At 65.3% G+C, this 22,842-nt stretch carries 23 protein-coding genes; 13 read left to right on the top strand and 10 right to left on the bottom strand.

Translation table 11 applies throughout. The features are described 5' to 3' along the window. The first annotated feature begins 80 nt into the window (after window positions 1-80). Window positions 81-1,028: a LysR family transcriptional regulator gene (locus ACFPN5_RS12190; RefSeq protein WP_379783548.1), complete on the top strand. Its 948-nt coding sequence runs from the start codon at window positions 81-83 to the stop codon at window positions 1,026-1,028. Between the two features lie 21 nt (window positions 1,029-1,049). On the opposite strand, the gene ACFPN5_RS12185 is transcribed toward ACFPN5_RS12190, so the two are convergent. The 6 genes from ACFPN5_RS12185 to ACFPN5_RS12160 all read right to left on the bottom strand — a co-directional run bounded on the left by ACFPN5_RS12185 (window position 1,050) and on the right by ACFPN5_RS12160 (window position 5,777). Beyond that, window positions 1,050-1,478 carry a nuclear transport factor 2 family protein gene (locus tag ACFPN5_RS12185; protein WP_379783546.1) on the bottom strand — a complete coding sequence of 143 codons (429 nt, stop codon included), beginning with the start codon at window positions 1,476-1,478 and terminating at the stop codon, window positions 1,050-1,052. A gap of 29 nt (window positions 1,479-1,507) precedes the next feature. Then, window positions 1,508-2,206 (bottom strand): alpha/beta fold hydrolase, encoded by a 699-nt coding sequence (locus tag ACFPN5_RS12180; RefSeq protein WP_379783544.1) that lies wholly within the window; start codon window positions 2,204-2,206, stop codon window positions 1,508-1,510. A gap of 65 nt (window positions 2,207-2,271) precedes the next feature. Next, window positions 2,272-2,955: a 4-carboxy-4-hydroxy-2-oxoadipate aldolase/oxaloacetate decarboxylase gene (ligK, locus tag ACFPN5_RS12175; RefSeq protein WP_379783908.1), complete on the bottom strand. Its 684-nt coding sequence runs from the start codon at window positions 2,953-2,955 to the stop codon at window positions 2,272-2,274. Between the two features lie 16 nt (window positions 2,956-2,971). Beyond that, window positions 2,972-3,997, bottom strand: coding sequence for an amidohydrolase family protein (locus ACFPN5_RS12170; protein ID WP_379783906.1), 1,026 nt, complete (start codon window positions 3,995-3,997; stop codon window positions 2,972-2,974). A 31-nt stretch (window positions 3,998-4,028) separates the two neighbouring features. Beyond that, window positions 4,029-5,150, bottom strand: coding sequence for a 4-oxalomesaconate tautomerase (locus tag ACFPN5_RS12165; protein ID WP_379783542.1), 1,122 nt, complete (start codon window positions 5,148-5,150; stop codon window positions 4,029-4,031). A 147-nt stretch (window positions 5,151-5,297) separates the two neighbouring features. Continuing rightward, window positions 5,298-5,777, bottom strand: coding sequence for a MarR family winged helix-turn-helix transcriptional regulator (locus ACFPN5_RS12160; protein WP_379783540.1), 480 nt, complete (start codon window positions 5,775-5,777; stop codon window positions 5,298-5,300). Between the two features lie 96 nt (window positions 5,778-5,873). Here ACFPN5_RS12160 and ACFPN5_RS12155 point away from each other — a divergent pair, with 96 nt between their 5' ends. From ACFPN5_RS12155 to ACFPN5_RS12095, 12 genes are all read left to right on the top strand, one after another. Beyond that, complete coding sequence (locus ACFPN5_RS12155) at window positions 5,874-6,545, top strand: siderophore-interacting protein (protein ID WP_379783904.1); 672 nt, start codon at window positions 5,874-5,876, stop codon at window positions 6,543-6,545. A gap of 1,279 nt (window positions 6,546-7,824) precedes the next feature. Further along, window positions 7,825-8,097 (top strand): hypothetical protein, encoded by a 273-nt coding sequence (locus ACFPN5_RS12145; RefSeq protein WP_379783536.1) that lies wholly within the window; start codon window positions 7,825-7,827, stop codon window positions 8,095-8,097. A 291-nt stretch (window positions 8,098-8,388) separates the two neighbouring features. Next, window positions 8,389-9,237, top strand: a complete 849-nt coding sequence (locus tag ACFPN5_RS12140) for an urease accessory protein UreD (RefSeq protein ID WP_379783534.1) — start codon at window positions 8,389-8,391, stop codon at window positions 9,235-9,237. A gap of 23 nt (window positions 9,238-9,260) precedes the next feature. Further along, window positions 9,261-9,563 carry an urease subunit gamma gene (locus ACFPN5_RS12135; protein ID WP_379783532.1) on the top strand — a complete coding sequence of 101 codons (303 nt, stop codon included), beginning with the start codon at window positions 9,261-9,263 and terminating at the stop codon, window positions 9,561-9,563. 10 nt (window positions 9,564-9,573) lie between these two features. Next, window positions 9,574-9,897, top strand: a complete 324-nt coding sequence (locus ACFPN5_RS12130) for an urease subunit beta (protein WP_379783530.1) — start codon at window positions 9,574-9,576, stop codon at window positions 9,895-9,897. A gap of 1 nt (window position 9,898) precedes the next feature. Next, window positions 9,899-11,623 carry an urease subunit alpha gene (ureC, locus tag ACFPN5_RS12125; protein ID WP_379783528.1) on the top strand — a complete coding sequence of 575 codons (1,725 nt, stop codon included), beginning with the start codon at window positions 9,899-9,901 and terminating at the stop codon, window positions 11,621-11,623. 23 nt (window positions 11,624-11,646) lie between these two features. Beyond that, window positions 11,647-12,189: an urease accessory protein UreE gene (gene ureE, locus ACFPN5_RS12120; protein ID WP_379783902.1), complete on the top strand. Its 543-nt coding sequence runs from the start codon at window positions 11,647-11,649 to the stop codon at window positions 12,187-12,189. Further along, window positions 12,186-12,848 (top strand): urease accessory protein UreF, encoded by a 663-nt coding sequence (locus ACFPN5_RS12115; RefSeq protein ID WP_379783526.1) that lies wholly within the window; start codon window positions 12,186-12,188, stop codon window positions 12,846-12,848. The genes ureE and ACFPN5_RS12115 overlap by 4 nt, the downstream gene beginning before the upstream one ends. A gap of 17 nt (window positions 12,849-12,865) precedes the next feature. After that, entirely contained in the window at window positions 12,866-13,498 is a 633-nt protein-coding gene (gene ureG, locus ACFPN5_RS12110; RefSeq protein ID WP_379783524.1) for an urease accessory protein UreG, read from the top strand. Next, a complete protein-coding gene (locus ACFPN5_RS12105) occupies window positions 13,495-14,028 on the top strand; it encodes a HupE/UreJ family protein (protein WP_379783522.1) in 534 nt (177 codons plus the stop codon). Before ureG ends, ACFPN5_RS12105 begins: the two co-directional genes overlap by 4 nt. A gap of 49 nt (window positions 14,029-14,077) precedes the next feature. Next, window positions 14,078-17,527: a hybrid sensor histidine kinase/response regulator gene (locus ACFPN5_RS12100; protein ID WP_379783520.1), complete on the top strand. Its 3,450-nt coding sequence runs from the start codon at window positions 14,078-14,080 to the stop codon at window positions 17,525-17,527. Next, entirely contained in the window at window positions 17,508-18,464 is a 957-nt protein-coding gene (locus ACFPN5_RS12095) for a response regulator (protein WP_379783518.1), read from the top strand. The genes ACFPN5_RS12100 and ACFPN5_RS12095 overlap by 20 nt, the downstream gene beginning before the upstream one ends. 28 nt (window positions 18,465-18,492) lie before the next feature. Here ACFPN5_RS12095 and urtE read toward each other — a convergent pair whose 3' ends face one another. From urtE to urtB, 4 genes are read right to left on the bottom strand one after another with little or no spacing between them, the layout of a single operon-like run. Next, a complete protein-coding gene (gene urtE / locus ACFPN5_RS12090; RefSeq protein WP_379783516.1) occupies window positions 18,493-19,191 on the bottom strand; it encodes an urea ABC transporter ATP-binding subunit UrtE in 699 nt (232 codons plus the stop codon). Window positions 19,192-19,223: 32 nt separating this feature from the next. After that, window positions 19,224-20,003: an urea ABC transporter ATP-binding protein UrtD gene (gene urtD / locus ACFPN5_RS12085; protein ID WP_379783514.1), complete on the bottom strand. Its 780-nt coding sequence runs from the start codon at window positions 20,001-20,003 to the stop codon at window positions 19,224-19,226. Beyond that, window positions 20,000-21,145, bottom strand: coding sequence for an urea ABC transporter permease subunit UrtC (gene urtC / locus ACFPN5_RS12080; RefSeq protein ID WP_379783512.1), 1,146 nt, complete (start codon window positions 21,143-21,145; stop codon window positions 20,000-20,002). Before urtC ends, urtD begins: the two co-directional genes overlap by 4 nt. After that, window positions 21,142-22,752: an urea ABC transporter permease subunit UrtB gene (gene urtB, locus ACFPN5_RS12075; protein WP_379783510.1), complete on the bottom strand. Its 1,611-nt coding sequence runs from the start codon at window positions 22,750-22,752 to the stop codon at window positions 21,142-21,144. Before urtB ends, urtC begins: the two co-directional genes overlap by 4 nt. Between the last annotated feature and the right edge of the window lie 90 nt (window positions 22,753-22,842).

The following is a 22,842-nucleotide window of genomic DNA, read 5'->3' as shown; positions in this document are numbered from 1 at the left end:
GGTGCGGCTACTATTTTATTGATGAATGAAGTGATAAACTTGTGCAAAAAAGGAGTATCACTTATCACGATCAGGAACAAATGATGGACGCATTCTCGAACATGAAAACCTTCGTCCTGGTGGCCAGGTACCAGGGTTTCAGCGAAGCCGCACGTCATCTGGGCGTAGTGCCTTCGGTCGTGGCTAAACGGATCGCCCAGCTCGAAAAGGCGCTGGGCACCCGGCTGTTCGAACGAACCACCCGCAGCATGTTGCTCACGGAGGCGGGAGAAAAGCTCTATGCACGGGCTGGCGAACTGGTGGCCAGCTTCGACGACCTGCTGGCGAGCGTCGAGCGCGATGAATCGAAACTGGTGGGGCATATTCATGTGCTGGCGCCGAACACCCTGACCATGATTTACCTCGGCCAGATCCTGGCGGACTTCCTCGTCCTGCACGACAAGATCACCATGCAGGTCACGCTGCAGGATGAAGCGGTGAATCCTGCGGACCGCGGTTTCGATATCGCGATTAACGGACGCAGCGCCAGTTACGAGGGCGTGGCCGATATTCCCTTGTGCCCGACGCAGGTCGTCGCCTGCGCCGCACCTGCCTACCTGGGCCGCAAGGGCACCCCGTCGCATCCGGCCGAGCTGGCCGGTCACGACTGCATGGTGTTCCGGGCAAACGGCATGGGCTGGCAATTCCACAGTCCGCGCGGCACCGTTCACATTGACGTCGCACCGCGCCTGGTCGCCGACGACAACCTGACACTGCTGCGGGCGGCGGTAGCCGGCATGGGGGTTACCCTGATTCCACGCTACGTGGCGCGTAACGCACTGGCCACGGGCGCGCTGGTCGAAGTCCTTGGGGACTATCCACCGCAACAGAACTGGTTCAGGGCCTTCGTCCCCCGGCGCCGTCTCGGGGTAATGCGCATCACGGCACTGCTCGACTACCTGAAGACCAGGATGCAGAACGACGACTGGGTCGGCGAGATCGTGATGGAAGACTGGCTGCCCCACGCGTCGATCGCCAGCCCCTCCTGAAGCACGGGACCACGCCGGCGATCACGTCGCGCTCCCTATCCAGAAGGAACCACGCCGCTCCGCAAATCTCCACCCTTCTTCCGTCAGTGCAAAACGGTCGATGAAGACGCCAGGCACCGGAGCGCCGGCTGCCGGCACCGTGCCATCCAGGGGACGGACGGCGGACAGCAGCAATATCCTAGACTTGCCCTGTGCGGCATCCTTGCCCTGGACATCGATGAGGATATCGCTGCAGACATGAAAGGTCACCGTGTCGGCGGGCCGCTTGCGGAAGGCCGCCAGGATCGCCTCCCGCCCATGGATGGCCTGGCCTGGTGCGGACGGGCGGTACAGCACCGCATCCTCCGTAAAGAGGCCGGCCAGTTCTTCGAACCGGCGCTCGTCGTTCAGGTAGGCATAGCGGGATACGAGGTCAGTACAGGCGCGCTGTATCGATAGTTCGTCATGCATTTGCATCGGGTTCTTTCACGTCAAAGGCATCAATCGGCCAGGGCCAGCCATTCCCGGAGCGCGCCGAGCACCGCATCGGGCTGCTCCATCATGGACATGTGGCCGCAGTCCTCGATCAGGCGTAGGACCGAGCGCGGCGCCAGTTCCGCCATCCGGCGATGGCGCTCAGGCGGGCTCCAGCCGTCCTCCTCGCCGCAAAGGATAAGCGTCGGGCAATCGATGTTTTTCAGTACCTCGGTCGCATCCGGTCGGCTCAGCAAGGCGCGGGTCTGCGCCTCATAGATTGAGCCGGACATGCGTCCTACCATGTCGAACACTGCCTGAACCAGGACCGGATCCATGCGATGCCGTGGGGCGAGCATCGGTATACCCCAGGCCGCCGCGATCGAGTCGATGCCATCCTCCCGGGCCTGGTTGACCAGTACCGCGCGCTTGTCCGCTTCCCCCACCGCAGCGGGTTCGAATCCGGTATCGAGCAGGGCCAGGCGCTCGACCCGCGAACCCGCACGGCGGAACACCTCGAGTGCGACCCGCCCTCCCATCGAGTGTCCCGCAAGCGCGAACCGTTCCGGCGCGTCTTCGAGGACATGCTCCGCCATCGCCTGCAGCGTGTCCTGGCCAAGGAATTTGATGATCCGCACATCATAATCGCGCCGCAGGGCCGCTGCCTGGGCTTCCCACACCACTTCGTCGCAAAGCAGGCCGCACAAAAGAATCACTGTTTTCATCGCTGCGCATCTATTCGTTGGTTGGCGGCCTTCGGCGGGCCGCGGATGTCCGGGGTCCCGGTGGCTTAGTCGATGTAGATCAGGCCCGCCTGTGCCAGCGTCGCGCGCATGTCGTACATATCCAGGCCCAGCACGCCGGCGGCCAGTTTGGCGCGCTTCGCGCCCTCCAGGTCTTCGCGCCCCTGCGCCAGTGCTGCCACGCGCACTGCGTCCCCCGCCGGCACCACTACGACGCCATCCTCGTCGGCGACGATCACGTCACCCGGATTCACCAGGGCACCGGCGCACAGGACGGGAATGTTGACCGAGCCGAGCGTCGCCTTGATCGTCCCTTTCGCGCTGATGCACTTGCTCCAGACCGGGAAACCCATCTCGCGCAGCACCTTTACATCACGCACGCCGGCGTCGATGACCAGTGCGCGGGCGCCACGCGCCTGGAAGCTCGTGGCCAGCAGGTCGCCAAAATAGCCATCCGTGCATTCGGCCGTGATGGCGGCGACAACGATGTCGCCCGGCTCGATCTGCTCGGCCGCCACGTGCATCATCCAGTTGTCGCCCGGGTGCAGCAGCACGGTCACCGCAGTACCGGAGGCTGCGGCACCCTGGTAGATCGGGCGCAGGTAGGGCTTCATCAGGCCGACGCGCCCCATCGCTTCGTGGACGGTGGCGCTGCCCAAGCGGCCGAGCTGTTCGACGGCCACGCGGTCGGCGCGCTCGATGCGGCGACGCACCACTCCTAGTTGGTTGATCAGTGGGATAGACATGTCAGAGTCCTTTACGTTGCAGTTGCGCGTCCAGGCGCGGGAACACGGCGCGCGCATTGCCCTCGAAGATGCGGTAGCGGTCATCGTCGCTGAGCGCCGCGCCTTCGATGTAGCGCCTGGTATCATCGTAGTAATGGCCCGTCTCCGGATCAATACCACGCACGGCGCCGATCATCTCGGAAGCAAACAGTACATTCTTCACGGGGATCACTTTCGTCAGCAGGTCGATACCCGGCTGGTGATACACGCAGGTATCGAAGAAAATGTTGTTCAGCAGGTGCTCCTGCAGTAGCGGTTTTCTGAGCTCCTGCGCCAGGCCGCGGAAGCGGCCCCAGTGATAAGGCACCGCTCCGCCGCCATGGGGGATCAGGAACTTCAGGGTCGGAAAATCCGTGAACAGGTCGCTGGTCAAGCACTGCATGAACGCCGTCGTGTCCGCGTTCAGGTAGTGCGCTCCCGTGGTGTGGAAACAGGGGTTGCAGCTGGTGGACACGTGGATCATGGCCGGAATGCCGTACTCCACCATCTTCTCGTAGACCGGGTACCAGTAGCGGTCCGACAGTGGCGGCGACGTCCAGTGCCCGCCCGAGGGATCGGGGTTCAGGTTGATGCCGACAAAGCCATACTCCTTGACGCAGCGCTCCAGCTCGGGGATGCAGGTCTTCGGGTCGACGCCGGGCGACTGCGGCAGCATCGCCGCACCCACGAAATGATCGGGGAACAGCTCGGCCACACGCGCGCACAGCTCGTTGCAGATGGCGGCCCAGGTGGCGCTCGTCTCGAAATTTCCGATGTGGTGGGCCATGAAACTGGCGCGCGGCGAAAAGATCGTCAGGTCCGAGCCGCGTTCCTTCATCAGGCGCAGCTGGTTGGTCTCAATGGTGTCGCGCAGCTCGTCGTCCGAAATCTTCAGGTCCGAGGCTTTCGGGCCCAGCCCGGGCGTATTCAGGTTCGCGATCTGCAGATTACGCCAGTTCTCCAGGGCTTTCGGTGCGGTCGTGTAATGGCCGTGGCAGTCGATGATCAGGGGTGGGCGCATTGCGTGGGTTCCAGTAGCATCAAAGGGTTTGGGGAATCAATACTTCGCCGCGCATGATGGGTCGGGCGGTGCGCAACAGGGCCGCGCGGACGACCTGCTGCGGATTGTCCGGATCGAGTTCGAGGTCGACGCTGAATTCGCCGGTGGGATGTTCGACCGACACGCTCTGGGCCAAGCCCCCGCCCACCTGTGCGATGCCTTCCGTGATCGACCCCTCGAGCATGCAGGCGGTAGCAACCGTCACTGCGGCCAACACGCCGATGGCGTCGTGGCAGACATGCGGAATGAAACAGCGGGTAGCGATCGTCCCGCCATCCCTCGGCGGCGCGACCAGGCACATCTTGGGATAGCTCCTGGCGCTGACGTCGCCAAGTCCCATCAGGTGGCCTGCAGCGCAGCGCAGGGCTTCCAGCGTTTGCTTGAGCTGCACGTCGGCGTTCATCTCGGCCACCGCCTCGTAGCCGCTGCGTTGCAGGTCCGAGGCCCGTAGCAGCACCATGGGCATGCCATTGTCGATGCAGGTCGCGTCCAGGATCAGGGGCTCGCCGTTCCCCTCCGCCACTTGCAGCGTGTCGCGCACTTTGCCTGTCGGTAGCAGGCTGGCGCAGACCGACCCGGCGGTATCGAGGAAGTTGATGGCGACCGGCGCGGCTGTCCCGGGAACGCCGTCGATGCGCGCCTCGCCGCCGTAGCGCAGCTTCCCGCCGGGCGTCTGCACCGTGACATCGCATTGCATGCCGGTGTTGAGCGTGAGGATGCGTGCGCTCGTCGCTCCTTCCTGGATCGGCAGCAGGCCGCGCTCCAGGGCAAAAGGCAGGACCGCGGCGAGCATGTTCCCGCAATTAGGCGTGACGTCCACCTGGTCGGAAGCCGGCTGCAGCTGCCCGAACAGGAAGTCGAGGTCCACACCCGGCGTAGTGCTGGGACGGACGATGCCGACCTTGCTGGTAAGTGGATGGCCGCCTCCCAGGCCATCAATCTGGCGCGGGTCCGGCGACCCCATTGCCGCCAACAGAACACGGTCGCGCGCCGGGGCGTCGGCGGGAAGATCGGCCTCCAGGAAAAACGGCCCTCGGGAGGTTCCTCCGCGCAGCAGCATGCATGGAATGCCCCGCTGGTCACTGTCGATGTCGGTATTCATGAGCGTGTGGATGACTTGGATCGATCCAGTATGCTGAACCCGGGGGCACCACGGCTTGCCAAATAGGGCCGGAACCCATCGCATTTGCTTATCGGGGGGGGTGCTCTGCATCGTCCTTTCCGGCTGCGGGCACGAGGGCCGGCGCCGTCAGCGCCCGCTTTGAGGGGCGTCGAGACTGGCCCGCACCCGCTCCAGCAACGCAAGCAACTGGCGGCGTTCGGCGTCCTCCAACCCGTCCAGTGCCTGCTCCGCCGCAATCGCGCCCTCAGCGTGAAGCTGCGCCTGGAGTGCTTCGCCGGCTGCGCTCAGACGCAGGCGCGTGCTGCGCCGGTCAAGCGCGTCTGCTTGCGCGTCCAGCAGTCCGCGCTCGCGCAGGGCGCGAATCAGACGCGTCACCTGCGCTTTGTCGCGCCCCGAGTGCGCCACGAGGTCGCTCAGCGTTGCATCCGGATGACGCGCGAAAAAACCGAGGACCTTGCCCTCCATATGCGTCAGTTCGCCCTCGCCCATGAGTGGTGCGCGGAACTGGCGCGAACGATGGAGGTGCATGATCGAATGCAGAACCTCGAAAACGTCTTGTGCAGTCCGGGCCGGATTTTGATTGACTTTATCAACTTGTTCTTTCATAATAGGAGACATTATCAACTAATTTAAGGAATCATGATGGCGCACACGACCCATAGGACCATCCAGCGAGTCCGTCATGAGCTGCGCTTGCGCGACGTGGTGGTGGCCAAGGTTGCTCCGCATGGCGAACACTTCGCGGTGATCACTTTCCGCGGCGAGTCGCTTGCCGGGTTCCTGTCCCTGTCCTTCGACGACCATGTGAAATTCATGTTTCACGGCCCCGATGGTGAGCAGGTGCGGCGCGACTATACGCCGCGCCGCTTCGACTCGCAATCAGGGGAATTGACGATCGAATTCGCGCTGCACGGCAGCGGTGCCGCGTCGACCTGGGCACGCGAGGCGCAGCCGGGCCAGCGCGCCATCATTGGCGGCCCACGCGGCTCGATGATCATCCCGCTGGATCTGGACTGGCACCTGCTAGCGGGCGACGTCTCGGCCTTGCCCGCAATCCGGCGCCGCATTGCCGAGCTGCCGGCAAACGCATCGGCGATCGTGGTGGCGGCTGTCGATGCAGGAGACAGGTTCCTGCCCGCTACCGACGCTCATGTCGAGGTCCATTGGGTGGACGACGAGGCTGCACTGCTGGCGGCCATGCGTGCCCTGCCGCTGCCGCCGGGCGACGGGTTCGCTTGGGCAGCCGGAGAGGCAGGCGCCATGCGGCGCTTGCGCGAAGTGCTGATACAGGAAAAGTGCCTGGCGAAGGAGGCAACGCGTGTCTCCGCTTACTGGAAACGCGGCGTCGCGGATCACCACGAGAATGTCAGCTAGGCATCCGCCACTGCCGCCTAGGTCCACCGCACTTGGCGGTCCGTCGGTGACACGGACTGATCGAATACATGGTAATGGCCTGGCGCTTAACGCGATGCACGGCGGCTCTGGCCAGAGCCAGACAATCAAAGCGGCTGAAAAACCCAGTGTTAGATGCTGGAAGTCACTCGACCTTCAGGTGAATATACCGACTGTGCAACCACGCGTTGCCATCACCTGAGGGCCAAGAACCATGAAGCGAAATGACACAACTACCCCGAGTGGAGCCGATACCCGGCGCACACCGCTGCGCTACCGCATCTCGATGGTGATGCACCTGCTGGACATCTCCCACGCGACGGTCTACCGTATGATAGCGAAAGGAGACCTGGAGCTGGTAAAGCTGGGTTCCCGGACCAGCAGAATCACGTCGGCGAGCGTTCAGCGCATCATTTCAGGCCGCACAGGACAGGGATGACGGTCCGCCGCGTTCGCGTGCCCGGAACCGAACCGATGACACCAGCTCGCCTGGCGGTAGATTTGGCCGTACTTTTTGTTCAATATCTCCAAAAAACGCCCGGTTCTCCCTATGAGAAGCTCAGCCGTATTCGATCCCGGTTACGGCACCAGTACACATGCGGGTTTCGCTGATGACGGTGCAATGGCAGTAGTTCCGCAATGCAGAGGCAGTTCCGCAAAATGTGCGGCGATTGGCGACTTTGTATCACCATTACCGACCACGCCTGCACGTACTCGGCGCCGCCCTCCCCGCGCTCGATCCCGTGATCATCATCTTGTCCTAGTGCATCGCGACCAGCCAGACGTTGAACAGACGATGTTGGCGCGACGAGGTCGCTCGATTGCTGCACATGGCACATGGCGCCACAACTCCAAAATTCATTGATCTAACCGGTTACGGCCAGGTAAGCGACATCAGGCCGCTGCCGGTCCGGATTCGATGCTCACTTGCTCGAGCCAGCGCTTTGCCATGACGGCGCCACCGCGAGTGCCTGGGCGCGATGACGCTTCCATCAGGATATTTTCACGCAAGTAACACGCGCCCGGGACTGGTGTCATCACAATGTAATCGTTGCGCGCCATACTTGTGATTCTGTCTCCGCATGGCCTCCTGAACTGTCGCTATGTTTATCCGTTGACCTCGGTCAACGGACCTTTTTTTCTCCATGATCGCAGCTGCTCAACACTACTCTCCTTCCATTCGGGCGTCCTACGACGACGTGTGCCATCGTTGGCGCTGCCGCTTCTCGCTACAGCCTGCCGGATCCATAAGGAAATTCACATGCATACTCCGATAGTCGACCGTCGCACTTCCCCCATTGACCATTCGGTCACCAGGCAACAGGACACCGCGCATATTGTTCAACGTGGGATGGCTATCCAGGCACGCCTCGGCACGCGCGGAGCGGTTGAGTTCCTGAAAATGTGCAATATTCCAGGCGCGATTATTCACCGGGTCCTGACCGGAGAAAATGTGCCGATTGAGGATGACCTTCTCCTGGGCCAGGCCTCAGCGAAGAAACACGCCGATGCAGATAGTGTTGCCGCTCCCTGATGTTAGTTGCCGTCCACCTGCTTACCAGCGCATGTTGAAGACATCAAACTTTCGGTGAAATTGACAATTCGCGTGGGTGCAAGACAACCTGTTCGAAAACCCTCAGGAAGCGGTGACGCATGAAAATAGTGCATGGCCGGCAACAGTTCGCACCAGATTAGCTCGCGCGATGCACTCCCACGGCATTTTGCCCAGACCAAGTGCACGGTTCGCCCTTGGCGCCAGGACCTTGCACTACGATGAGACGCACCTGATACCGGCAGTGGCACGGAAAGTGCTACATACCGTCTCATGCGAGATGAACAGACCCACCATAGCGACTCCACTACCGGCTGGCTGGCCAGCCTGGAACTGGAGATTGCCTTCAAAGACGGCGCCAGCGTCCTGGCTCGCAACCGGCATCAGGGTCCCCTTCGCGTGCAGAAGCCGCTTTATCCGGAAGGCGTCCAGACCGTTCACGCGATCGTGGTGCACCCTCCTGGGGGGATCCGCGCCGGCGACCGGCTCCAGATCGACACCAGGGTCGGCCCGGCGGCGCACGCTTTCCTGACTTCTCCGGGCGCGGCCAAGTGGTATCGCTGTAACGATGGCGACGGCGAAGCGACGCAGTCGGTACAGCTGTCGGCCGGCGATGGCGCGGCGCTTGAATGGATGCCGCAAGAGACGATCTACTTCAACGGCGCCCGGGCGGCGCAGCGCCATATCGTGCAGCTTGGGGCCGGCGCGCGCTATATCGGCTGCGACGTGCTGTGCTTCGGCCGGCAGGCCAGCGGCGAGCGCTTCGAGCGCGGCCAGCTGCGCCTGCACTCGGAGATCTGGTGCGGCAGCCATCTGCTGTGGTACGAACAGGCACGCTTGCAGGCCGGCTCGGAAGCACTGGAGGGTCCGTTCGGGCTCGACGGCGCGACCGTCTGCGCCACCCTGACGGCAGTTGGGCCGGCGCTCCCCGCCGCTCTGCAGGCGCAGGTCCGCGCGCTCGACCCTGCGCTCGGGGCCAGCCAGCTCAAATCCGTTTTCATTGCGCGCCTGCTGTGCAGCGACAGCGAACGTGCGCGCCGTGTGATGACGCTCGCGTGGCAGCTGCTGCGTCCGCACCTGATTGGCCGCCCTGGGCTCGATCCCCGCATCTGGGCCACCTGACCTCACCCTTGCACCGTACCCACATGGACCTGACACCAAGAGAAAAAGACAAGCTGTTGATCTTCACCGCCGCCCTGCTGGCGGAGCGGCGCCGCGCGCGCGGACTGAAGCTCAATTATCCGGAGTCGGTGGCGCTGATCTCGGCGGCCATCATGGAAGGGGCGCGCGACGGCCGCAGCGTCGCCGACCTGATGTACGAAGGAACGCAGATCCTCGCACGCAGAGACGTGATGGAGGGCGTGCCGGAGATGATTCCCGACATCCAGGTCGAAGCTACGTTCCCCGACGGAACCAAGCTCGTCACCGTCCACCACCCGATCGTTTGAGGTCCAGCCCATGATCCCTGGTCAATACATCCTGCGTGAGGACGACATTGTCCTCAACGCCGGCCGCCCTGCCCTGACGCTGCGCGTGGCCAACAGCGGCGACCGCCCGGTGCAGGTCGGCTCGCATTTCCATTTCGCCGAGGTCAACCCGGCGCTGCGCTTCGACCGCGCCGCCGCGCTCGGCATGCGGCTGAACATTGCGGCTGGCACGGCAGTGCGCTTCGAGCCCGGCCAGCACCGCACGGTCGAGCTCATCGCATTGGCCGGCGCGCGCGAAGTCTACGGCTTCAATGGTCACGTGATGGGCGCGTTGCCGCCCTTGGAGGGGAACTGAGATGGCGACCATCAAGCGCCAGGCCTACGCCGAGATGTACGGCCCCACCGTGGGCGACCGCATCCGCCTGGCCGATACCGAACTGTTCATCGAAATCGAACATGACTACGCCGCAGCCCACTACGGTGAGGAAGTCAAATTCGGCGGCGGCAAGGTCATTCGCGACGGTATGGGCCAGTCGCAACGGCTGCACGCGGACGTCATGGACACCGTCATCACGAATGCCGTCATCGTCGACCACTGGGGCATCGTCAAGGCCGATATCGGGCTGAAGGACGGGCGCATCGCAGCGATCGGCAAGGCCGGCAATCCCGACATCCAGCCCGGCGTGACCATGACCATCGGCGCGGCGACGGAAATCATCGCCGGAGAAGGCAATATCGTCACCGCGGGGGGCGTCGACACCCACATCCACTTCATCTGCCCGCAGCAGATCGAAGAAGCGCTCACGAGTGGCGTCACGACCATGATCGGCGGCGGCACGGGGCCGGCGGTGGGCACGGCGGCGACCACCTGCACGCCCGGTCCCTGGCACATCCATTCCATGCTGATGGCGGCCGACGCCTTTCCGATGAATCTGGGTTTCATGGGAAAGGGCAACGTCAGCCTGCCGGGGCCCCTTGAGGAACAGATCAGGGCCGGGGCGGTGGGCCTGAAGCTGCACGAGGACTGGGGCAGCACGCCGCAAGCCATCGACAACTGCCTGGCCGTTGCCGAACGCTTCGACGTGCAGGTTGCGCTGCACTCCGATACGCTCAACGAGGCCGGCTTCCTGCAAAGCACGCTGGGCGCGTTCAAGGGCCGCACGATCCACACCTTCCACACCGAAGGCGCGGGCGGCGGGCATGCACCGGACATCATCGCGGCGGTCGGCGAGGCCAACGTGCTGCCCTCGTCGACCAACCCGACCCGCCCGTACACGGTAAACACGCTCGACGAGCACCTGGACATGCTGATGGTCTGCCATCACCTCGACGCGTCCATCGCGGAGGATGTGGCATTTGCCGAGTCGCGCATCCGTCGCGAGACCATCGCCGCCGAAGATATCCTGCATGACCTGGGCGCGATCTCGATGATGTCCTCCGATTCCCAGGCAATGGGCCGCGTCGGCGAAGTCATCCTGCGCACCTGGCAGAGCGCGCACAAAATGAAGGTACAACGCGGCCACCTTACAGACCCCAGCGCGCCGGACGCACCGGTGGCCACCCACGACAACTTCCGCGTCCGGCGCTACATCGCGAAATACACGATCAATCCGGCCATCACCCACGGGGTAGCGCATGTAGTGGGCTCGATCGAGGTCGGCAAGCTGGCCGACCTGGTGCTGTGGAAGCCGGCGTTCTTCGGGGCCAAGCCCTCGATGATCCTGAAGGCCGGCATGATAGCGATGGCGCAGATGGGCGACCCGAATGCATCCATTCCGACGCCGCAGCCGGTGCACTACCGGCCCATGTTCGGGGCATTCGGCGGCGGGCTGAAAAAGTCGGTGACCTTTGTCTCGCAAGCGGCGTTCGACGATGGCATCGCGCAGCGCCTGCAGTTGACGAAGACGGTGTTGCCGATCCGCGGCACGCGCGGCCTGGCCAAGGCCGACATGATCCACAACGGCGCCACCCCCGTCATGCAGGTGGACCCGGAAACCTACGAGGTACGCGCCGACGGCCAGCTCCTCACCTGCGAACCGGCCACCGAGCTGCCGCTGGCGCAGCGCTACTTTCTGTTTTGAGGCGTATTTTTATGGAATATCCGATGCTGACCCTGCATACCCGCCTCGAGCGGGCCGACCATGTCACCGCTCATGTCAACGATGAGGCAGTGCTGGCCTACGACCAGCGCGAGCGCTGCCGCTTGCGTATCGCGCTCGCGTCGGGCGCCACGGCGGCGCTGTTCCTGCCGCGCGGCTCGGTACTGCGCGACGGCGACCTGCTGACCGGGCCGGAAGGCGCGGTGGTGCGCGTACGCGCGGCGATGGAAGCCACCTACCGCGTCAGCGCAGACGATCCGCAAGCACTGGTGCGCTGCGCCTTCCACCTCGGCAACCGTCATGGCCAGGTGCAGATCGGCGCCGGCCACCTGCGCATCCGCGCCGATCCGGTGCTGCGCGATATGCTGGCCGGCCTGGGCGCCACGGTAACGGAAGAACATGCGGCGTTTCATCCGGAACCCGGCGCCTACGGCGGTGGCCACGGCCATGGGCATGGCCACGGGCATGGCCACGACGGGCGCCACCTGCTCGCTCCTGTTCCGCTGCGCCAGAAAATCCACCGCCCCGGCGACGTGGAGCGTGCGTGAACGGAACGGCCCTGCTGCACCTGCTGCAACTGGCCAGCCCATCGCTGCCGATCGGCGCGTACAGCTATTCGCAAGGCCTGGAAACGGCCATCGAACGCGGCAGCGTGCGCTGCCCGGACAGCGCGGCGCGCTATTTGGTGCGCCAGCTGGGCGATGTGCTGGCGCCATGGGACGGCGCCGTGTTCTGGCGCCTGCTGGCCGCCTGCGGCGCCGATAACAGCGCCGCATTCTGGCAGTGGAACGCACGTTACCTCGCCTCGCGCGAAAGCGCCGAGCTGCGCGCGGAAACGGTGCAGATGGGCTATTCGCTGACCCGGCTGCTCATGGAGCTGAACCTGGTTCCGCCAGGGGCGATGCGCGACACCTGCCTGCCCGCCGCGCTGGCCCGAGCGGTGCATGCGCTGGGGGTGCCGCATGAGGAAGCCTTGCTGGCGATGCTGTTCTCGTGGGCCGAGAACCAGGTGCTGGTGTGCGTGAAATCGATCCCGCTCGGCCAGGTGGCCGGGCAACGCCTGCTGCTGGGGCTGCGGCCGGCCATCGAGCGGGCGGCCGCGCAGGCGCGCTCGCTGCCTGACGACGAATTATCGAGCTGGGCGCCGGGATTGGCCCGGCTGTCCATGTACCACGAAGTCCAGAGCGGCCGGCTGTACCGGTCGTGATCATGAAAGGAACAAGCATGCAATCGAATCCCCTGCGCGTGGGAATCGGCGGCCCGGTCGGATCGGGCAAGACGGCGCTGTGCGAGCAGCTCTGCAGGGCGATGCGCGACCAGCACGACATGGCCGTCATCACCAACGATATCTACACCCGTGAAGACATGGAGATCCTGCTGCGCGCCGGGGCACTGCCTCCGGAGCGCCTGATGGGGGTCGAGACCGGGGGCTGCCCGCACACGGCCATCCGCGAGGATGCTTCGATCAACCTCGAAGCCATCGCCCGGCTGCAGGCGGACTTCCCGGGCCTTGAACTCATCCTGGTGGAGTCGGGCGGGGACAACCTGGCGGCCACCTTCAGCCCTGAACTGTCGGATCTCACCCTGTACGTCATCGACGTGGCCGGCGGAGAAAAGATTCCGCGCAAGGGCGGGCCGGGCATCACGCGTTCGGACCTGCTGATCATCAACAAGACCGACCTTGCCCCGCACGTGGGCGCCAATCTCGACATCATGGCCGCCGACGCGCGCCGCCAGCGCGGCGATCGGCCCTTTGTCTTTACTAATTTGCGCACCGGCGCCGGCGTGGACGAGGTTGTCGCCTTCATCCGCGAACAGGGTCTGCTGGACGCCGCCAAAGAGGAGCACGCAGCATGAAGCGCTTGAGCAACCTGAGCATCCTGATCATCCTGATGTCCGCCGGGAGCGCCTGGGCCCACCCAGGTCATGCCGACGGGGGCTTTGCCGCCGGCCTCGCCCACCCTCTGCTCGGGCTGGACCACTGGCTGGCCATGCTTGGGCTGGGCCTGTGGAGCTGCGCCGCCGCCATCCCCCGCAAGGCGCTGGCCACGGTCTGCGCCGCCTTGGCGGTGGGCGCGTTCGCGCCCCTGGCGCTGCCCGCGGTGGAGCCGCTGCTGGCGGCGAGCGTGCTGGTGGCGGGACTGATGGGCCTTGGCGCCACGCGGCTGCCCGCAGTCCTTGGCCTGGTCCTCGCAGGCGTATTCAGCCTGGTGCACGGCCATGCGCACGGGCAGGAAACAGCCGGCTTCGCCGCAGCGGCCGGCGCACTCTGCATGAGCCTGGGCCTGATGGCCATCGGCTGGCTGGCAGGACGCAATACACGCCTGCAGAAGCTGGCGCCGGCACTGGTCACGCTCGCCGGCGCCGGCATGCTGGGCTTCGCCTGACGGATCGGGACTGTTGAACCCAGCCGGCTGGCCGCCCCCGTCAAACACCATGTCGCGCGCCGCACCAGGACCGGGCGCCGCCTGCGACCCGGAACCGCCACAACGCATCGTCAAGATACGGCGCGACTACAACACATGGGTCGCCGACGAGACCATCGAAGACTATGCGTTGCGCTTTACGCCGCGGTCCTTCCGCAAGTGGTCGGTATTCCGAGTCTCGAACACGGCCTTCGGGGCGATCTCCTTCCTGGTGCTGGAAGCGATCGGCGGCACCATCGCCGTCAACTACGGCTTCATCAACGCTTTCTGGGCCATCCTCACCGTCGGCCTGATCATCTTCCTGACCGGGCTGCCGATCAGTTATTACGCCGCCCGCTATGGCGTGGACATGGACCTGCTGACGCGCGGCGCCGGCTTCGGCTACATCGGCTCGACCATCTCCTCCTTCGTCTACGCCTCCTTCACCTTCATCCTGTTCGCGCTGGAAGCGGCGATCATGGCCTATGCGCTGGAACTGTATTTCGGGCTGCCGTTGTACCTGGGCTACCTGGTCAGCGCACTGGCCGTGATTCCGCTGGTCACGCACGGAGTGACCCTGATCAGCCGCATCCAGATGCTGAGCCAGCCAGTGTGGCTGTTGCTGCTGGCCTTGCCCTTCATCGCCATCGCCCACAAGCAGCCGGCCCTCGTCGCCGACCTGGTCCATTTCGCTGGCCGGTCGCCGGCGAACGGCGAGTTCAACATGCTGATGTTCGGCGCCGCCACCGCGGTCGGGGTGGCCCTGATCACCCAGATCGGCGAGCAGGTCGACTTCCTGCGCTTCATGCCAGAGCAGACCGCCGCCAACCGCCTGCGCTGGCACCTGGGCGTGCTGGTGGCCGGTCCCGGCTGGATCGTGCTCGGCATCGCCAAGATGCTGGGCGGCGCCCTGCTTGCGTTGCTGGCGATCCAGGGCGGCGCCTCGTTCGCACAGGCGGTCAATCCGAACGTGATGTACCTGGCCGGCTTCGGCCAGGTGTTCGCCAGCCCGACCGCCGCCGTTCTGGTGACCGCCCTGTTCGTCGTCATTTCGCAGGTCAAGATCAACATGACCAATGCCTACGCCGGCTCGCTGGCCTGGTCGAACTTCTTTGCGCGCCTCACCCACAGCCATCCCGGGCGCGTCGTGTGGGCCGTGTTCAACGCCCTGATCGCGGTGCTTCTCATGGAGCTCGACGTGTTCCAGGCGCTCGAGCAGGTGCTCGGGCTGTACTCGAACATCGCGATCGCCTGGATCACGGCGGTGGTGGCCGACCTGATGATCAACAAGCCGCTGGGGCTGTCCCCGAAAGGCATCGAGTTCCGCCGCGCCTACCTTTACGACATCAATCCGGTCGGCGTGGGCGCGATGCTGCTGGCATCGGCACTGTCGGTGGCCGCCTTCCTCGGCCTGTTCGGCGCACACGCCCAGGCCTTCTCGGCCTTCATCGCGCTCGGCACGGCCCTGGTGGCGGCGCCCCTTATTGCCTGGGCCACGCGCGGCAAGTACTACCTGGCGCGCCCGGCACACAAGTGGGGAACCACCGGGGGCGCCGGGCCAGAGGGAGGTGCGCACACCAGGGCCTGCAGTATCTGCGAGAAGGAGTACGAGACCGAGGACATGGCGCATTGCCCGGCCTACCAGGGAGCGATCTGCTCGCTGTGCTGCTGCCTGGACGCGCGCTGCAACGACGTCTGCAAGCCGCATGCGCGTTTCTCGCGCCAGTGGGAAGACGCGATGAAGAAGCTGCTTCCGGTACGGATGTGGCCTTACATGACGAGCGGCCTGGGCCACTACCTGCTGCTGATGAGCGGGATGGTACTGTTCCTCGGCGCCCTGCTCGGACTGCTCTACGTGCACGAGCAGAATGCGCTTGGCGCAGCCGGCAGCGCCCTGTTGCCCGCCCTGCGCCTGGCCTACCTGAAGGTGTTCGGCGGGCTGCTGCTGGCCAGCGGGATCGTGGCCTGGTGGCTGGTGCTGACCGGCGCGAGCCGGCGCGTGGCGCAGGAAGAATCGAACCGGCAGACCAGCCTGCTGCAGCGCGAGATCGAGCTCCACGGCCGCACCGACGCCGCACTGCAGCAGGCGAAACGCCAGGCCGACCAGGCCAACCAGGCCAAGAGCCGCTACATCGCGGGCATCAGCCACGAGATCCGCACGCCGCTCAACAGCATCCTCGGCTATGCCCAGCTGCTCGACGACGATCCCTCCATCCCGCCCCACCGCCAGCAGGCGATCCGCGTGATCCGGTCGAGCGGCGAGCACCTGCTGTCGCTGATCGAGGGCACGCTCGACATCGCGCGCATCGAGGGCGGCAAGTTCCGCTTCGACATCCGCGAGCTGGACTTCCCCGACTTCATCGGCCAGCTGGTGAGCATGTTCGAGCAGCAGGCCGGAGCCAGGGGCTTGCGCTTCCGCTACGAGCCCGAGGGGGAGTTGCCGCGCGTGGTGCGCGCGGACCGCAAGCGGCTCGGACAAATCCTGATCAACATCCTCGGCAACGCGGTCAAGTTCACCCAGCGCGGCGGCATCGTGCTGCGCGTGCGTTACGCACGCGACCAGGCCCTGTTCGAGATCGAGGACACCGGCGTCGGCATCCTGCCGGACGAGGCGGAGCAGATCTTCGAGCCCTTCTCGCGCGGCAGCGCCGGCAACCAGCCAGGCGTTGCCGGTACCGGCCTGGGTCTGCCGATCAGCAAGCTGCTGGTCGAGCTGATGGGCGGCGAGCTCACGCTGGACAGCATTCCCGGTACCGGCACCACCTTCCAGGTCCGCCTGCGCCTGCCGCGGGTGCATGGCGCCGCCGGCAGCGTGGCCATCCGCGCGGCGGCATACACCGGGTATGCGGGAGTGCGCCGCAAGGTCCTGGTGGTCGACAACGAGCGGGTCGACCGCGAACTGCTGGTCGACATCCTGGCGCCGCTCGGCTTTGAAACAGCGCAGGCCGCGACCGGCCAGGAATGCCTGGAACGCTACCCCGGGTTCCAGCCCGACCTGATCCTGATGGACCTGGCCATGCCCGGCATGGACGGCTGGGAAGCGAGCAGCATCATCCGCACGGTGCACGGTTCAACGGTACCGATCCTGATCGTGTCGGCCAATGCCTACGACAGGGGGCTGGACAACCCGGCCGCGATCGCCGCCGAAGATTTCATCGTAAAGCCAGTCAACGTGGCCGAGCTGCTGGAGCGGATCGGGCGCCGCCTGCAGCTCGACTGGACTGTGCAGGCCTCGACGCCGATAGCAGAAAAACCCTTGCCGATGCGCTTCCCGCCCGCGCCCCGGCTGGAGGCGCTGCGCAGCCAGCTGGGCATTGGATATATGCGCGGTGTCGGGCAACAGCTCGACGAGATCGCCGCGCTCGGTCACGACTACACGGCCTTCGCCGAAGCGATGCGCGCCCTGGCCGCGCGCTTCGACCTGGAGGCGATGTCACGATTCCTGGAACAGGGAGAAAAGAATGCAAGCCAGCCCGATTGACCGCCATGCCAGCCCTGTTGTGCTGATCGTGGACGACGTGCCGGAAAACCTGGCCGTGCTGCACGACGCGCTCGACGAAGCCGGCTTCATGGTGCTGGTTGCGAACAGCGGCGCCGCGGCACTCGAACGCGTCGAGCAGCTGGCCCCGGACATCATCCTGCTCGATGCCGTCATGCCGGGCATGGACGGCTTCGAAACCTGCCGCCGCCTGCGCGCCCACACTGTCACGCGCGCCACCCCGATCATCTTCATGACCGGGCTGACCGAGGCCGAACACGTGGTCTCGGCCTTCGGCGCCGGCGGCACCGACTACGTGACCAAGCCGGTACGCCAGAGCGAGGTGCTGGCGCGCATTGGCGCGCACCTGAACACGGCGCGCCTGATGAACCAGGCCCACAGCGCGCTCGACGCCTTCGGCAACGCGGCGCTGGCGGTCACCCCGGGCGACGGCCGCATCGTATGGCAGACGCCGCTGGCGCGGCAGTGGATGCAGAAGTACTTCCCGCTCCCGGGAACGGCCTTGCACGCGGAGACACCGGCACCGCTCGAAGCCTGGCTGGCCGGCGGCGCCGTCGGCCAGCTCACGATCGCCAGGGCGTCCTCGCGCCTGGTGTTTTCGCTGGCCGACAGCGGCGGCGACGGTGGCGAGCAGCGGATGGTCGTGCTGCGCGAGGAATCCGACGGCGCACGGGTACAGGCGCTGATGGCCCTGTTCCGGCTGACCCAGCGCGAAGCGGAAGTGCTGCACTGGGCGATGATGGGCAAGACCAACCGCGACATCGGCGACATCCTCGGCACCAGTCCGCGCACCGTGAACAAGCACCTCGAACATGTGTTCAGCAAGCTGGGGGTGGAGACCCGCACCGCGGCTGCCGCCCTGGCAGTGAACCGGCTGCGCGGCAGTTCTTCCGACGCCGCGGGGCCGGCGGAGGCCTGAGCGTCCATATCTGGAGCGCCAGGCGCCCTCACACCGACAAGTGCCGCTTCACGTCCTCGCCGCCCATTTCCTCCTTCCCGCCGCTGGCTACCACTTCGCCGCGCGACAGCACCACGAACCTGTCCGCCAGCGCATGCGCAAAATCGAAATACTGCTCGCACAGCAGGATGCCCATGTCGCCGCGCTCCCTCAGCAGGCGGATCACGCGCTCGATGTCCTTGATGATCGAGGGCTGGATGCCCTCGGTAGGCTCGTCGAAGATGATCAGCTTGGGCTGCTGGAGAAGCGCGCGCGCGATGGCCAGTTGCTGCTGCTGGCCTCCGGAGAGGTCGCCGCCGCGCCGGTGGAGCATGTCTTTCAGCACCGGGAACAGCTCATAGACTTCGCCGCTGACCGTCGCTGCCTTCCGTGCAGGAAGCGTGGCCATGCCCATCTTCAGGTTCTCCTCCACCGTCAGCCGCGCGAAGATGTCGCGGCCCTGGGGAACGTAGGCGATGCCGGCTGCAGCGCGCTGGTGCGGTTTGAGGCGGGTGATGTCGCGCCCGTTCCACGCTACCCTGCCGCGCGCGACGGGAAGCACCCCCATCAGGCACTTCAGCAAGGTGGTCTTGCCGACGCCGTTGCGGCCCAGCAGCGCCATGCATTGGCCTTTTTCTACCGCCAGCGAGACGCCGCGCAGGGTGTGCGAGGAGCCGTAATACTGGTTGATTTGCTCGACTTTCAGCATATGTTTTCCTGTCCGCGTTCCTGTTTTCATCCTTACCGCCCGAGGTAGACGTCGATCACCCGCTCGTCCGCCTGGACCTGGTCCATCGTGCCCTCGGCCAGCACCGATCCCTCATGCAGCACCGTTACCTTGCCCTGCTGCGCGATCTCGGTCACGAAACCCATGTCGTGCTCGACCACCATGATCGAATGCTTGCCGCGTAACTCGTTCAGCAACTCGGCCGTGCGCGCGGTTTCCGCGTCGGACATGCCCGCCACTGGCTCGTCCAGCAGGATCAGCTGCGGCTCCTGCATCAGCAGCATGCCGATCTCGAGCCACTGCTTCTGGCCGTGCGACAAGAGCCCGGCCAGCCGCCCTTCCTGCCCGTGCAGGCGGATCAGGCGCGCCACGGCCGCGATCCTGTCTTCCTGCTCGGAGGAGAGCCGCGCAAACAGCGTGGGACGTATGCGCTTGTCCATCTTCATCGCCAGCTCCAGGTTCTCGAATACCGTGTGCTGCTCGAACACGGTAGGACGCTGGAACTTGCGGCCGATGCCGGCGTGGGCGATCTCGAATTCCGTCATCCGCGTCAGGTCGTAGGTCTGGCCGAAGAAGGCGCTGCCGGCACTCGGGCGGGTCTTGCCCGTGATGACATCCATCATCGTGGTCTTGCCGGCGCCGTTCGGCCCGATGATGCAGCGCAGCTCGCCGACCGAAATATCCAGGTTCAGCTTGTTGATGGCCCGGAAGCCGTCGAAGGTGACGGTGACGTCCTCTAGATAGAGGATCGCGCCGTGCGCCGTGTCCAGCCCTTCTCGCTTGACGGCGTTCATGCGGCCTCCTTTACCTGGGGCGCAGATACTGCGGTGTCGGCAGCGGCGGCCTTCGTGCGTTTCAGTTGTTTCAATTGAGCGAACAATCCCAGTATCCCCTTCTGCATGAACAGCGTCACCAGGATGAAGAGGAGTCCCAGCGCGAACAGCCACAGGTCAGGGAAAGCTGCGGTGAACCAGCTTTTCAGGCCGTTCACCGCGAACGCTCCCAGGATCGGGCCGACCAGGGTGCCGCGCCCGCCTACTGCCGCCCAGATCACCATCTCAATGGAGTTTCCTGGCGACATCTCGGACGGATTGATGATGCCGACCTGCGGCACGTACAGCGCGCCGGCGATCCCGCACAGCACCGCCGACAGGGTCCAGACGAACAGCTTGAACCACAGCGGGTCGTAGCCGATGAACATCAGGCGCGATTCGGAATCGCGCACGGCCTGCAGCACGCGACCGAGGCGCGAAGTGACGATCCAGCGGCACAGCAGCAGCGCGCCTGCCAGCAGGGCCAGCGTCACGAGATAGAGCGCCGCGCGGGCCCCCGGTTCGGTGATGCCGAAGCCGAGGATGTGCTTGAAGTCGGTGAAGCCGTTGTTGCCGCCAAAGCCCGTGTCGTTACGGAAGAACAGCAGCATGAAGGCGTAGGTCAGTGCCTGGGTGATGATCGAAAAATACACGCCCTTGATGCGCGAACGGAAAGCGAAGTAGCCGAACACAAAGGCGAGCAGGCCCGGCACCAGCACCACCAGCGCCATGCAGTACCAGAAGTTGTCGGTCATGGCCCAGTACCATGGATAGTCCTTCCAGTCGAGGAAGACCATGAACTCGGGCAGCGTCGACTGCGCAGTGGACTGATGCGCGCCGTCGCGGCCGACCGCGCGCATCAGGTACATGCCGTGGGCATAGCCGCCCAGTGCGAAGAACAGCCCATGGCCAAGCGACAGGATGCCGGTGTAGCCCCACACCAGGTCGAGTGCCAGCGCCGCCAGCGCATAGCACATGAATTTACCCACCAGGCCCATCGCATAGCCCGACACGTGCAGCGCATGGCCTTCGGGGAAAACCAGGTTCAGCAGCGGCAGCAGTGCGGCCCCCACGGTGAGGACGCCGAATCCGATCCAGGCGCGAGTCGAAAAAAGGCGCTTCATTCGACGCTCCTTCCTTTCAGCGCGAACAGGCCCTGCGGGCGGCGCTGGATGAAGATGATGATGAATACGAGGATGCAGATTTTGGCCATGACGGCTCCCGCTAGCGGTTCGAGGAATTTATTGACTTCGCCCAGGCCGAAGGCGCCGACCACGGTCCCGGCCAGCTGCCCGACGCCGCCCAGCACCACGACCATGAAGGAATCGACGATGTAGGCCTGTCCTAGGTCGGGACCGACGTTACCAAGCTGCGACAAGGCCACGCCGCCCAGCCCGGCAATGCCGCAACCGAGGCCGAAGGTCATCATGTCGATGCGGCCGGTAGGCACGCCGACGCAATCGGCCATGCGCCGGTTCTGCATCACGGCCCGCACGAACAGGCCAAGGCGGGTCTTGTTCAGGATGAGCCACACCGCGCCGACCACCAGTACCGCAAACGCGATGATGACGATGCGGTTATACGACAGCACCAGCGAGCCGAGCACCGTGACGCCCCCCGTCATCCAGGACGGGTTCGCCACTTCGACGTTCTGGGCGCCGAAGATGGTGCGCACTAGCTGCATCAGCATCAGGCTGATGCCCCAGGTCGCCAGGAGCGTCTCCAGCGGCCGTCCGTAGAGCCAGCGTATGACGCTGCGTTCGAGCAGCATGCCGACCACAAAGGTCACGACGAATGCGCTGGGGAGCGCCGCCGCCAGGTACCAGTCGAGCGCATCGGGCAGATAAGCCCGGAACAGCGACTGGACCAGATAGGTGGTGTAGGCGCCGATCATCAGCAGTTCGCCGTGCGCCATGTTGATGATGCCCATCAGGCCGAAGGTGATCGCCAAGCCGAGGGCGGCCAGCAGCAGCACGCTGCCCAGCGAGAGGCCGTAGAACAGCTTGCCGACGAATTCCGCCTGGCCTGCGCGGCGCTCGATCGCGCCCAGGGCGGCGGCAGCGGCGGCGCGCACGCCGGCATCGGGCTCGGCATGCGTGCCGTCCCCGTTCTTCTCCAGCATCGCCTGCAGCTGCGGACGCAGCGTCGCGCTGCCGCTCTCGGCCAGCTCGGCCAGGGCGGCCTTGCGCAGCGCCGGGTCGGGCGAATGCAGGTCGGCACCTGCGATGACGCTCTGCAGGATGGCCTTGACGCCGGGATCGCGTTCGCGGGCAAAGGCGGTGCGGACCAGCTGCAGCTGCCCCGGATCGAGGCTGCGCGCCTGTAGCGCCAGCGCGGCGGCATGGCGCTTCTCGAGACTGGGCGAGAGCAGCGCCATGCCCGACAGCGCGCCCTCGACCGCCGAGCGCAGGCGGTTGTTGACGACGATCCCATCGACGCCCTCGGGCATGGCCAGCGCCATACCTGTCGCCGGGTCCCAGGCCTGCTCGCCGTCGACGACCAGCACCGCGCCGTCGGGCGTGGCATACAGGGCGTCGTCCTGCAGCGCCTGCAGCACTTTGCGCGCGTCGTCGCTGGCCAGCGCGGCGAGGCGGCTGACGGCTTCGACGCGCGCTTCGGGGTCTTCGCCGGCCAGGGGTTTCAATAGCGCCGGATCGACTGCGGCCTGGGCCACGACGGCAGTGAGCGAGAGCGCCGCCACGGCGATGAGATGCTTGAAGGAGTAAGCCATATCGGACAATCTTTTAAGTGGTCTTGCTGGGCATGACGCGAGCTTTGGGGCTATCGTTCCCGCGAAAGCGGGAACGATGTGCCGGCAGCC

Origin of the sequence: Massilia niabensis (assembly GCF_042655085.1) — a bacterium.
In the GTDB taxonomy this organism is placed as follows: Bacteria; Pseudomonadota; Gammaproteobacteria; order Burkholderiales; family Burkholderiaceae_D; genus Telluria; species Telluria niabensis.
The sequence above is the reverse complement of the archived record's forward strand: the minus strand, read 5'-3'. Positions and strand labels throughout refer to the sequence as shown.

Coding starts and splice junctions, on each gene's coding strand:
- ACFPN5_RS12095 (WP_379783518.1), top strand. CDS start 17,508: ATGCAAGCCAGCCCGATTGACCGCCATGCCAGCCCTGTTGTGCTGATC.
- ACFPN5_RS12135 (WP_379783532.1), top strand. CDS start 9,261: ATGGACCTGACACCAAGAGAAAAAGACAAGCTGTTGATCTTCACCGCC.
- ACFPN5_RS12140 (WP_379783534.1), top strand. CDS start 8,389: ATGCGAGATGAACAGACCCACCATAGCGACTCCACTACCGGCTGGCTG.
- urtD (WP_379783514.1), bottom strand. CDS start 20,003: ATGAACGCCGTCAAGCGAGAAGGGCTGGACACGGCGCACGGCGCGATC.
- ureE (WP_379783902.1), top strand. CDS start 11,647: ATGCTGACCCTGCATACCCGCCTCGAGCGGGCCGACCATGTCACCGCT.
- urtE (WP_379783516.1), bottom strand. CDS start 19,191: ATGCTGAAAGTCGAGCAAATCAACCAGTATTACGGCTCCTCGCACACC.
- ACFPN5_RS12160 (WP_379783540.1), bottom strand. CDS start 5,777: ATGAAAGAACAAGTTGATAAAGTCAATCAAAATCCGGCCCGGACTGCA.
- ACFPN5_RS12185 (WP_379783546.1), bottom strand. CDS start 1,478: ATGCATGACGAACTATCGATACAGCGCGCCTGTACTGACCTCGTATCC.
- ACFPN5_RS12130 (WP_379783530.1), top strand. CDS start 9,574: ATGATCCCTGGTCAATACATCCTGCGTGAGGACGACATTGTCCTCAAC.
- ACFPN5_RS12100 (WP_379783520.1), top strand. CDS start 14,078: ATGTCGCGCGCCGCACCAGGACCGGGCGCCGCCTGCGACCCGGAACCG.
- urtB (WP_379783510.1), bottom strand. CDS start 22,752: ATGGCTTACTCCTTCAAGCATCTCATCGCCGTGGCGGCGCTCTCGCTC.
- ACFPN5_RS12180 (WP_379783544.1), bottom strand. CDS start 2,206: ATGAAAACAGTGATTCTTTTGTGCGGCCTGCTTTGCGACGAAGTGGTG.
- ACFPN5_RS12165 (WP_379783542.1), bottom strand. CDS start 5,150: ATGAATACCGACATCGACAGTGACCAGCGGGGCATTCCATGCATGCTG.
- ACFPN5_RS12190 (WP_379783548.1), top strand. CDS start 81: ATGATGGACGCATTCTCGAACATGAAAACCTTCGTCCTGGTGGCCAGG.
- ACFPN5_RS12145 (WP_379783536.1), top strand. CDS start 7,825: ATGCATACTCCGATAGTCGACCGTCGCACTTCCCCCATTGACCATTCG.
- ACFPN5_RS12105 (WP_379783522.1), top strand. CDS start 13,495: ATGAAGCGCTTGAGCAACCTGAGCATCCTGATCATCCTGATGTCCGCC.
- ureG (WP_379783524.1), top strand. CDS start 12,866: ATGCAATCGAATCCCCTGCGCGTGGGAATCGGCGGCCCGGTCGGATCG.
- ureC (WP_379783528.1), top strand. CDS start 9,899: ATGGCGACCATCAAGCGCCAGGCCTACGCCGAGATGTACGGCCCCACC.
- urtC (WP_379783512.1), bottom strand. CDS start 21,145: ATGAAGCGCCTTTTTTCGACTCGCGCCTGGATCGGATTCGGCGTCCTC.